The 10,698-nt window shown below is 47.3% G+C and carries 10 protein-coding genes; 7 read left to right on the top strand and 3 right to left on the bottom strand.

The features are described from left to right. The first annotated feature begins 434 nt into the window (after positions 1–434). From rpsU to U9S71_RS12305, 5 genes are all read left to right on the top strand, one after another. Positions 435–626 carry a 30S ribosomal protein S21 gene (rpsU, locus tag U9S71_RS12325; protein ID WP_326327807.1) on the top strand — a complete coding sequence of 64 codons (192 nt, stop codon included), beginning with the start codon at positions 435–437 and terminating at the stop codon, positions 624–626. A gap of 89 nt (positions 627–715) precedes the next feature. Continuing rightward, entirely contained in the window at positions 716–1,597 is an 882-nt protein-coding gene (locus tag U9S71_RS12320; protein WP_326327806.1) for a tyrosine-type recombinase/integrase, read from the top strand. A 13-nt stretch (positions 1,598–1,610) separates the two neighbouring features. Continuing rightward, positions 1,611–1,958 carry a ribosome hibernation-promoting factor, HPF/YfiA family gene (gene hpf, locus U9S71_RS12315; RefSeq protein ID WP_326327805.1) on the top strand — a complete coding sequence of 116 codons (348 nt, stop codon included), beginning with the start codon at positions 1,611–1,613 and terminating at the stop codon, positions 1,956–1,958. A 104-nt stretch (positions 1,959–2,062) separates the two neighbouring features. Next, complete coding sequence (locus U9S71_RS12310; RefSeq protein ID WP_326327804.1) at positions 2,063–3,019, top strand: helix-hairpin-helix domain-containing protein; 957 nt, start codon at positions 2,063–2,065, stop codon at positions 3,017–3,019. Continuing rightward, positions 3,012–3,542 (top strand): adenine phosphoribosyltransferase, encoded by a 531-nt coding sequence (locus U9S71_RS12305; RefSeq protein WP_326327803.1) that lies wholly within the window; start codon positions 3,012–3,014, stop codon positions 3,540–3,542. Before U9S71_RS12310 ends, U9S71_RS12305 begins: the two co-directional genes overlap by 8 nt. A gap of 11 nt (positions 3,543–3,553) precedes the next feature. Here U9S71_RS12305 and U9S71_RS12300 read toward each other — a convergent pair whose 3' ends face one another. Further along, entirely contained in the window at positions 3,554–4,495 is a 942-nt protein-coding gene (locus U9S71_RS12300; protein ID WP_326327802.1) for a DUF6263 family protein, read from the bottom strand. Between the two features lie 177 nt (positions 4,496–4,672). Here U9S71_RS12300 and U9S71_RS12295 point away from each other — a divergent pair, with 177 nt between their 5' ends. Together U9S71_RS12295 and pyrF are read left to right on the top strand one after the other, a co-directional pair. Then, positions 4,673–5,818, top strand: a complete 1,146-nt coding sequence (locus U9S71_RS12295) for an acyl-CoA dehydrogenase family protein (RefSeq protein ID WP_326327801.1) — start codon at positions 4,673–4,675, stop codon at positions 5,816–5,818. 69 nt (positions 5,819–5,887) lie between these two features. Continuing rightward, entirely contained in the window at positions 5,888–6,721 is an 834-nt protein-coding gene (pyrF, locus tag U9S71_RS12290) for an orotidine-5'-phosphate decarboxylase (RefSeq protein WP_326327800.1), read from the top strand. 21 nt (positions 6,722–6,742) lie between these two features. On the opposite strand, the gene U9S71_RS12285 is transcribed toward pyrF, so the two are convergent. Next, positions 6,743–8,038 (bottom strand): hemolysin family protein, encoded by a 1,296-nt coding sequence (locus U9S71_RS12285; protein WP_326327799.1) that lies wholly within the window; start codon positions 8,036–8,038, stop codon positions 6,743–6,745. 52 nt (positions 8,039–8,090) lie between these two features. Further along, positions 8,091–10,550: an endopeptidase La gene (gene lon / locus U9S71_RS12280; protein ID WP_326327798.1), complete on the bottom strand. Its 2,460-nt coding sequence runs from the start codon at positions 10,548–10,550 to the stop codon at positions 8,091–8,093. Positions 10,551–10,698 lie beyond the last annotated feature (148 nt).

Raw genomic sequence — 10,698 nt, 5'->3', positions numbered from 1 at the left:
TGCTAATTCGAAGGATTATGGCAACCGTTAACGCTATCCCTACAGCGATACTTTTTAATTCCGGGCATCGCCGGGCACTGGCCTGAGGAATAACTAAGAGAATCGAAAAAAAGAAAGGTTTCCAAACGGGGAGAATGGAAACCTTTACTAACCAATTATAAACCTAAATTATGAAGCTGCAAAGATAGTGTATTTATTACGCTAAGTAAAATCTTTTTTGCAATTTTTTTACGTCTTACTTTTAAATGCTCTTGAGTCTTGTCCGCGGCATCTTCAACCCCTTTCCCCAATAGGAATCGAACTTGATTAAATCGCTTCTGCCGAGACTGCTATACAATAGTTTTGCGGAAAATATATTTATCCCTTTGAAACCATGTGAAACTTTGATACCTTTGCAGTCCGAAATTTTCGAACGAAAGGAGGTATAACAGGATATGATCATTGTAAATGTGAAAGAAGGCGAATCGTTGGATCGTGCGTTGAAGCGGTTCAAGAAGAAATTTGAAAAAACAGGGGTGTTGCGCGAATTGCGTTCCCGTCAAGCCTACGAGAAGAAATCCGTTACCCGTCGTACACAACGTAAAAAGGCGATTTATAAACAAAGCCTCAACCAGGATATCATCTAACGATTTTATCCCCTTTGATGGGGCGGTTTATTTGTAATACCGGAAAACTATCCGTATATTCACCAATAGAATATTATGGATAGTTTTCTATGTTTATAGACCGTTTTATCTATTTCATTACCTACGAAAAGCGCTTCTCAAAGCATACGGTTGCCGCTTATAGCCATGAGTTGGCGGTATATACCGAATACCTGCCAACATCAGGTGCGGATGTTGGCCAGGTAACCCATCGGCAGGCGCGCGCCTACTTGGCCGAGCGCCTGGAATCGGGGCTGAGTCCGGTATCCGTAAACCGTAGCTTGGCAGCGCTTCGCACCTACTATCGGTTCTTGATGCGTGAGGGGGTGGTTACGCAGAACCCTTTCGCATTAGTGAGGGCATTAAAAACACCCAAAAGGCTCCCCGTAACTGTAGATAAAGAAAAACTGTCTGCCATGCTGGATTCGGTGGGGGCGTTTCCCCAGTCCTTTGAAGGGGTACGTGATAGGACCGTGTTGGAATTGTTGTTCGGCACGGGAATCCGCCTCTCCGAATTACTGCAAATCCGTGAAGAGCACATCGATTTCTACAACGGTAATATCCATATATTTGGTAAACGCAGTAAGGAAAGACTTGTGCCGATGAATAAATCACTGCAAGTGGTGCTCCGGCATTATATCGATGAAAAAAATAAACAATATTTTGATAACAATTTGGCGCATCTTATCGTTACTAAGAAAGGGAAGAGCGCTTATCCTGGATTGATCTATGACATCGTAACACGGTACTTGGGTACCATATCCTCCCAGCGGAAAAAAAGCCCACATGTGCTTCGGCACACATTTGCTACCACGCTGTTGGATAATGGTGCAGATTTAAATGCCATTAAGGAACTGTTGGGGCATGCCGGACTGGCAGCTACCCAAGTCTATACACATAACTCGGTAGAACGACTTAAATCGATTTATAAACAAGCTCATCCAAAAGCTTAAAAAAGGAGGAATCATGAACATTATCGTGCAATCAATTCGTTTCGACGCAGACAAAAAGTTGATCCAGTTCATCCAGAAGCGGGTGGACAAACTTGACCAATTCTTTGACCAGATCATTGATGGGGAGTGTTATCTTAAAGTAGAAAATGTAGAAGACGAGGCTAACAAGATTACCGAGTTCAAGCTGAATATCCCAGGAAGTCAGCTGTTTGCCAAAGCACAGGCAAAATCTTTTGAGGAGGCTACGGACTTGGCGGTGGAATCATTGCGGAGGCAGATCAATAAACATAAAACAAAAACCAGGACCAAAGCGAGTAATCACAAGGAACTACTCTCAATGACGGATGAAATGAACGCATAGCGAACATGTCATCGATATTCATACAGTTCAAACCCGACAAGATACCTCCACGGTATGGTCGGGTTTGAATTTTTGTTTTAAACACCGAATGATATAAACCAACCATGCAAAAATGGTTTGCAACCTATTTCGGTTTTAGCCGTAGCGAACTTAATGGCGTCTGCGTATTGGGTTTGGTATTGCTGCTGTTTTGGGCCACCCCGCGTATATTGTCTTTCGGTAACGTTTACACCGAAGACGATTTTTCTGCCCAATTTGCTGAAGTCGATAGCTTTCTGGCAACCGCTAATAAGCGGCAGCCATCAACCAGCTACCGTGACTATGGGGCCAAAGAGCAACAAGACGTGCACGCACTTGAAGTGACCTATTTTAAATTCGACCCCAATGGGTTGCCTGTGGTGGACTGGAAGCGGTTGGGGCTTTCCGAGCGACAGATACGGATGATTAAAAATTATGAAGCCAAGGGTGGGCATTTCTGGAAGAAAGAAGATTTGGCTAAGATTTACGCGATCAATGACACGGATTATGCCCGGCTTGAGCCTTATATCGATATTAAGCAGACTAAGCGGCTTGAGCTGCCGGCGACGACGGCAAGCCGCCATGATAGCGGCATGCGCGTCATCCAGTCGGTTGAACAACCAACCACACTACGGATACTGCACGTCGATTTAAACGATGCCGACTCGCTCGAGTTGCAATACCTGCCGGGTATCGGGCCGGTGTTTGCTTCGCGTATTGTGCGATTCCGCGATATGTTGGGTGGTTTCCATCACGTATCGCAGTTGATGGATGTCTATGGATTTGATTCGGTGCGGTTTGCAGGGCTGAGCCAGCACGTATACGTAGACACATCGAATGTAGAAAGAATCGCCCTCAATACCGCTGAATACCAACGCTTTCGTGATCACCCATTTATCAACCATAAGCTGGCCAATGCCATTGTACAATACCGCAAACAACATGGGCCCTACAGGTCAATCCGTGATTTATTGCACATTGCGATTATGGATGAGCAAATTTTTCTTAAAATTGCACCGTACTTAACGCTTGCTGATGATTGAACAACGATTGAGATCTGCCATCCGGGATGTGCCTGATTTTCCGAAGCCGGGTATTGTTTTTAAAGACATTACGCCTATCCTCAAAGATCCACAGCTTTGTAAAGCGGTGGTAGACCACATGACTCAACAGCTTGATCGGAACACCATTGATGTGGTAGTGGGTATTGAAAGCCGTGGCTTCCTCTTCGGCCTCATGCTCGCCCAACAGCTGGATAAGCCTTTTGTGCCTGTTAGGAAGGTAGGGAAATTGCCCTATGATACCATGCAGCAGGAGTATGCGTTGGAATATGGTAACGCAACCATTGAGATTCATGCTGATGCATTCACCGCAGGTAGCCGAGTGCTGATTCACGACGATCTGCTGGCAACCGGCGGCACAGTTGTCGCTACGAGCCAACTGATTGAGCGATTGGGCGGCCATATTGCGGGCTACACCTTCATTATCAGTTTGGATTTCCTTAACGGAAAGGACCGGTTAACGTCCTTTAGTCCGCACGTAAATACGCTGGTGGGCTATGGGTAACCACCCATCGTTTACAATTTTTTGCCTGTAATGGTAATAGATGATGCGATGCTCATGGGTATTTTCATACCTTGCATATCCATACTTCCCGTGATATCCTGCTTAAGCTTGGAAAGCAGAGGCAGACCTGAATTGACGTCTATTTCCATGGTGCCGTGCTGTGTTCCACTCATATTGAAATCCGCCGCTTGTAGCATTGGGTTGCCGCCTTCGCCGGTAAACTTCGAGAATGTCAGCTGGCCCGCCACTTCAAGCACGGCAATGTCGCCTGCAAGTTCGGAAAGTGTGAAGTTAGACGTAGTTTCCGATTGCATGAGGTTGGCAATAGGGCCCGAAAATGTTTTTACCCACGTGTCGCCAATGGACACCTCCGTGTCCGGATAGATGTTGGTGATTTGGTTCATGCTTTGTACGAGAGACGAATCACCGAAAGACTGTTCAAGGATCTCGGCTTGTTGGCCCCCCATAGCACCGAATACATCCGCAAACCCTTCCACTTTGTGTATGCTGCCATCTTCATTGATATAGAGTTGAAACGTCTTGCCTACGACATTTGACATAACTTTCAATTCGCTGGTACCGGCATCGGGATCGCTCGAATCAAATGTAATCCGCTGCATGCCACCCACGTCAGTATCCATTTTTATGGCGCTCATTGTTACATCGATTTCGGTTATCCCATTTTCCTGCGCTTTGATGGCATAGATGTATTCCGTGGAAATATCTTGGGTAGTGGTAATCTGCTGTCCCATGGCTTCTTGTACAATTTCTTGCTTAACCACAGAGGAGAATAGGTATTTTTCGCCGGGCTTGAGGTTGAATTTCAGTTCGACAGATGCTTTCTTTGTCTGTCCATCATCGATTTTACCTTTGGTTCCACTGGCCGCGGCCGGCGTGGTGAGAAAAAAACAGAAAGCCCAGATCCAGAGCATGGACGTGATGATGCGGTTCATATCATTTCGTTTTAAACTTCAAAGATAAACTTTGGACGGATTATCCCTGTTTTTTTGAACATATTTTATCACCTTTCATACCCAAAACCATTCTATTCTATATTACACCGTATTTTCTTTGGTTTGCTTTCTTCGTGGTATTGCTTATTATTGCAGGAAAACCAGTTAGTTATCATTATGGAACCACTAATAATGGGCGACGAAAATAGGGAAATGGTACGGCAGATGGTCCGTGAATTTGTACATAAACACATCCGTCCGTACGTGATGGAATGGGATGAGGCGCAATTTTTCCCCATCGATACCTTCAAAGCAATGGGACAGCTCGGTATCATGGGGGTATTGGTGCCCGAAGAGTATGGGGGCGCCGGATTGGGATATGATGAGTATGTAGATGTCATTGTAGAGGTGGCAAAGGTATGCGGGTCGGTGGGGCTTTCGCTGGCGGCACACAATTCGCTTTGCACCGGACATATATTGGCGTTTGGCGATGATGAACAAAAGCATCGGTGGCTGCCTAAGCTGGCGACAGCAGAATGGATTGGGGCCTGGGCGCTTACCGAAGCCAATACCGGTTCGGATGCACTAGGGATGGTTACCACCGCAGAACTCGACGGCGACGAGTATATCGTTAATGGCGCAAAGAATTGGATTACCCACGGTAAAAGCAGCGATATTGCAGTGGTCATGGTCCGTACGGGTGAGAAGAATCGATCAGGAGGTGTTTCGGCACTGGTTATTGAGAAAGGCACCTCAGGGTTCAAGTCCGGAAAGAAGGAAAACAAGTTGGGGATGCGGGCTTCGGAAACCACGGAGCTGGTCTTTGACAATTGTCGGGTGCCGCGTGCGAACCTCCTAGGCGAAGTAGGCGAAGGGTTCAAGCAAGCGATGAAAGTGCTCGATGGAGGGCGTATTTCCATTGCTGCGCTGGCATTGGGCATTGCGAAAGGTGCGCTGGAAGCTGCCGTTAATTACGCGAAGGAACGTCACCAGTTTGGCCAACCGATTGCTAATTTTCAGGGTATTTCTTTTAAACTGGCCGATATGGCCACGGAGATCGAGGCGGCCGAATTGCTGGTTCGGCAGGCATGCGCCTTAAAGAACAGTGGTGCCGATGTGACGAAAAACTCCGCTATGGCCAAATATTACGCTTCGGAGGTAGCCGTGCGTTGCGCGACGGAGGCCGTTCAGGTTTTTGGCGGCTATGGCTACACCAAAGATTTTCCTGTGGAGAAGTACTATCGAGATGCCAAACTCTGCACCATCGGTGAAGGGACATCCGAAATCCAAAAAATGGTCATTGCGCGTGAAGTATTGAAATAGGAGCGGCTTTTCACTTTTTTAGCAGCGATTTTTGTCTTAGGTTTGCGGTGGTAAAAATCACGAACAGCTATGACCCGGAGTGAACTCATTCAACAGATAAAAACCAAGCGCTCATTTCTATGTGTGGGCCTCGATACCGATATCGATAAAGTGCCGCGCCACCTGCTCGACTACGATGATCCGGTTTTTGAGTTCAATAGGCAGATTATTGCAGCGACAGCCGACCTGTGTGTGGCATACAAGCCCAATATTGCCTTTTATGAAAGCCGTGGTGTTGCTGGGTGGCAAAGCTTGCAAAAAACATGGGCTGCATTGCCAAAAGACTGCCTGAGTATCGCTGATGCCAAACGTGGGGACATCGGGAATACTGCCAAGATGTATGCGAAGGCATTTTTTGACCGGGAGGCGTCTGGCCTTGGGTTTGATGCGCTTACCATTGCTCCGTACATGGGGCACGATTCTGTAAAGCCTTTCCTCGATTTTGAGGGCAAATGGTCGATTGTATTGGCGTTAACCTCCAATGCTGGGGGCTTGGATTTTCAAACACATCGGGATGTGCATGGCATACAGCTGTTTGAGCGGGTGATCGAAAAAACCAACGGATGGGGTACCATCGATAATCTGATGTATGTAGTGGGGGCAACACGTGGCGACGCGTTTGTTACCATCCGGACGCTCGCACCCGATCATTTTCTATTGGTGCCGGGGGTCGGCGCACAGGGCGGAAGCCTAGCGGAGGTGTGCCGATACGGTCTGAATATGGACTGTGGGTTACTCGTCAACGCAACCCGGTCCATCATTTATGCATCCGATGGCCAGGACTTTGCCGAACGGGCTAGGGAAGAGGCGCTGACATTGCAACAGGAGATGGAAAAAGAATTGGTAACAAAAGGCATTTTGTAAACTCGGTAGCTTCATTATAAATTACTCCCCCAGGTGGGTAACCAATACTTTGTCAATCCGGTTACCATCCATATCAACTACCTCAAATTCGTGGTCTTTCCATTGCGTCCGCTCGCCTACGGTAGGCATATGGCCCAGTTTAAGTAATACTAAGCCGGCGATGGTACTGATGCTACCCATACCATCGTCTTCCTCTTCTGACGGATCGATGTTTAGCGCCACAAATAATTCGTCCAATTGGTACTGCCCATCGATAAGCAGGCTCCCGTCTTCGCGGGCAACGATTTCCGGCCTTTCACCGGTATCGCCATCGGAGATATCGCCTACAAGGCTACTTAGGATGTCGTTAATGGTTACGATACCCTGAAGTGACCCATACTCGTCGAGTACGATGGCCTGGTGTATCTTGGATGCCTTGAATTTGTTCAGTATACTGTATGCCGAACTGTTCTCATGGACGTAGTTTAACGGTTGCGTCAGACTGCTCAGCTGTATCGGCTCTTTAATGAGGTATTGATTGAGTAGCGATTTGATATGGACCACGCCTGCGATATTGTCTAAGCCTCCCTGGCAGACCGGGTAGACGGTATGGCCGCTTTTCAATATGGTGTCACGGTGTACATCGTATCCGTCATCGATATCGAGCCACACGATGTTGCTGCGGTGTGTCATCAGATTAATGGCACGTTTATCGCCCAAGCTGAATACTCGGTCTACGATTTCATGCTCAATGTGCTCAATGGCACCAGTATCGGCCCCTTCGTCTACGAGGGCCTTGATTTCTTCCTCGGTAACCGCATTGTGGGACGTTTTGATGTTCAGGATTTTCACAATCCCCTCGGTAGTGGCACTGAGTAGCCATACAAATGGGGCTACGGCCTTGCTAAGCACCTGCATCGGAAAGGCGAGAATCATCGCATATTTTTCCGGGATAGCCAGCCCGATGCGCTTCGGCACGAGTTCGCCGAAGACCAAGGTGAGGAAGGTGATGGCAATCACTACGATGAGTACAGATAGTTGCGAACTATAGCCATCTATCCAAGCCACTTCCGACAGGTAAACGTCGAGGCGCTGGGCGATCGTGGCACCCCCGAAAATACCGGTTAGGATACCGATAAGGGTGATGCCGATCTGGACAGTAGAAAGGAACTGATTGGGCGTGCTCTTAAGTTTGAGCACCTGTTTGGCTGCTGCATTCTTCTTATCAGCAAGCACCTGCAGCCGGGCTTTCCTGCTGGATACGATAGCGATTTCGGAAGCTGATAAAACGCCATTCAAAAGGATTAACGCTAAGATAATCAGCGATTCAATAAGCATGAAGCTAAGTTAATAATTAATTTATACAAAAAAAGCTGTAAAGGGTGCCGTATTATAATTTATCCGTTAAGAGCTTCTTCGGGTTTTTCACCTGTTGTTTTAACAACGCAATATCGACGACCTCATGCATTTCGCTAACGTAATGGAAAGTGAGGTCTTTGATATAATCCTCTTTGATTTCCAGAATGTCTTTTCGATTAGCTTTTGAGAGGATCACCTGATTGATATTGGCCCGCTTGGCGGCTAATATTTTTTCTTTGATTCCGCCAACGGGAAGCACCTTGCCCCGTAGGGTTATTTCACCCGTCATCGCCAGTTTTTCTTTCACTTTGCGCTGCGTAAAGCTGGAGGCCAGCGCGGTGAGCATGGTGATACCCGCTGAAGGGCCATCTTTCGGAGTCGCACCGGCCGGGACGTGGATATGCACGTCCCACGTGTCGAACACCCGGTAATCGATGCCAAAGGTACCCGCGTTTGCCCGGAGGTAAGCCATAGCAATAGATGCCGATTCTTTCATTACGTCGCCCAGGTTGCCCGTTAAGGTTAATTTGCCCTTGCCCGGACTTAAACTCGATTCGATATAGAGGATGTCGCCACCAACCTGGGTCCACGCCAAACCGGTAACCACGCCTGCCACATCATTGTTTTCGTAGTATTCTTTATCGAATATGGGTGCACCCAGTACTTTTTCCACCACATCAGTACCAATAGGCTTCGGTAATGGGTCTTCCATAACCATGTGGGTAGCCACGCCCCGTACAAGTGAACCGATTTTCTTTTCCAAGCCACGTACCCCCGATTCTCGTGTATATTCATCGATGATCTTTTCTATGACAGTAGCGCGGAGGGCGAAATCCTTGGCATTAAGGCCGTGTACCTCCCGCTGTTTGGGGATCAGGTGTTTCTTGGCAATTTCGATTTTCTCTTCGATGGTATAACCGTTTACTTCGATAATTTCCATGCGGTCCAATAGGGCTGGCTGGATATTGCTGAGCGAGTTGGCGGTAGCGATGAACATGACGTTTGATAGGTCATAGTCAAGTTCGACATAATGGTCGTAAAATGCATTGTTTTGCTCGGGATCGAGCACCTCTAACAGCGCCGAGGATGGGTCTCCGCGGAAGTCGCTCCCCACCTTATCGATTTCATCGAGAACGAATACCGGGTTCGAGGTGCCTGCCTTTTTCAGCGACTGGATGATGCGTCCGGGCATGGCGCCGATGTAGGTCTTCCTGTGGCCCCGAATTTCGGCCTCATCGCGGATACCGCCTAGTGCCATGCGGGTGTATTTGCGACCGATTGCTTTGGCTATCGATTTGCCTAATGAGGTCTTGCCGACACCGGGAGGGCCCACCAAACATAAGATCGGGGCTTTCATGTTGTGTTTGAGCTTCAGTACGGCAAGATATTCGATAATCCGGCGTTTTACCTTCTCCAACCCATAATGGTCGCGATCCAGCACTCGCTTGGCGCGTTTGAGGTCGAAATTGTCTTTAGAGAAGTCGTTCCAAGGCAGCTCAAGCAGCAGCTCCAGGTAGTTTACTTGAACAGAATAGTCTGCGGCGGCGGGATTAATGCGCGCCAGTTTATCGAGCTCTTTATTGAAGTGTTCTGCAACTTCCTTGGACCATTTTTTTACCCTCGCCCGTTTACGCAGATCCTCCATTTCCAGATCGGGTGTGTTGCCACCAAGCTCCTCCTGAATTGTTTTTAATTGCTGATTGAGGAAATAATCCCGTTGCTGTTTATCTAAATCTCCTTTTACCTTATTCTGTATCTGGTTTTTAAGTTCCAGTAATTGAAGTTCAATATTGAGTTGCTCCAATACTTTGGCTGCCCGTTTTTCCAAGTTAGCTATTTCCAGCAGTTCTTGCTTGAATGGGAGATCGGCGTTGAGGTTGGATGAAATGAAGTTGATTAAGAAGCCAGGGCTTTCAATGTTTTTTATGGCAATACCTGCCTCGCTGGGGATATGCGGAGAGAGCTGGATGATTTGCAATGCCATCTCTTTGATAGACGAAATCAGCGCGTTGAATTCCTTGCCGGTTTTGTGCTTTTTCTCTTCGAAGCGCTCAATGTGGGCTTTGATGTAGGGTTCGCTTTGAATGAGACCACGTAGCTTGAAGCGTTGCTTGCCCTGAATGATAACCGTTGTGTTGCCATCGGGCATTTGCAATATTTTGATAATCATCGCCACGGTGCCCACCTGATGCAATTGTTCGAAAGTGGGGTCTTCAATGGTCATATTTTGCTGCGAAACCACACCAATAATGCGATCACCCTTGTAAGCTTCCTTTACTAATTTGATGGACTTGTCGCGCCCTACCGTAATGGGGATAACCACCCCGGGAAATAAAACGGTGTTGCGCAAGGGAAGGATGGAAAGCGACTCCGGTAAGTCGGCGTTACTCATCTCATCTTCATCCTGCTGGCTTAATAACGGGAAGAATTCTGTGTCTTCATTTATAATGGGAATGGCTTGATTAAAATCAAATGGATCGAAATTGCTCATGAATAACTTTTGTATATGATATGGCGCCATTTTGGCAGCAGTACATTCGTCTTATATTAACTATCTATCTTATGGACATAATTGCAATGCCTATGCCAAGACTAAACCTTTCCCGCATTTCGATGTCATATCGTAACATTAAGACATA

Origin of the sequence: Parapedobacter flavus (genome assembly GCF_035818675.1) — a bacterium.
Lineage (GTDB): Bacteria > Bacteroidota > Bacteroidia > Sphingobacteriales > Sphingobacteriaceae > Parapedobacter > Parapedobacter flavus.
This window is presented reverse-complemented; position numbering and strand designations above follow the sequence as displayed.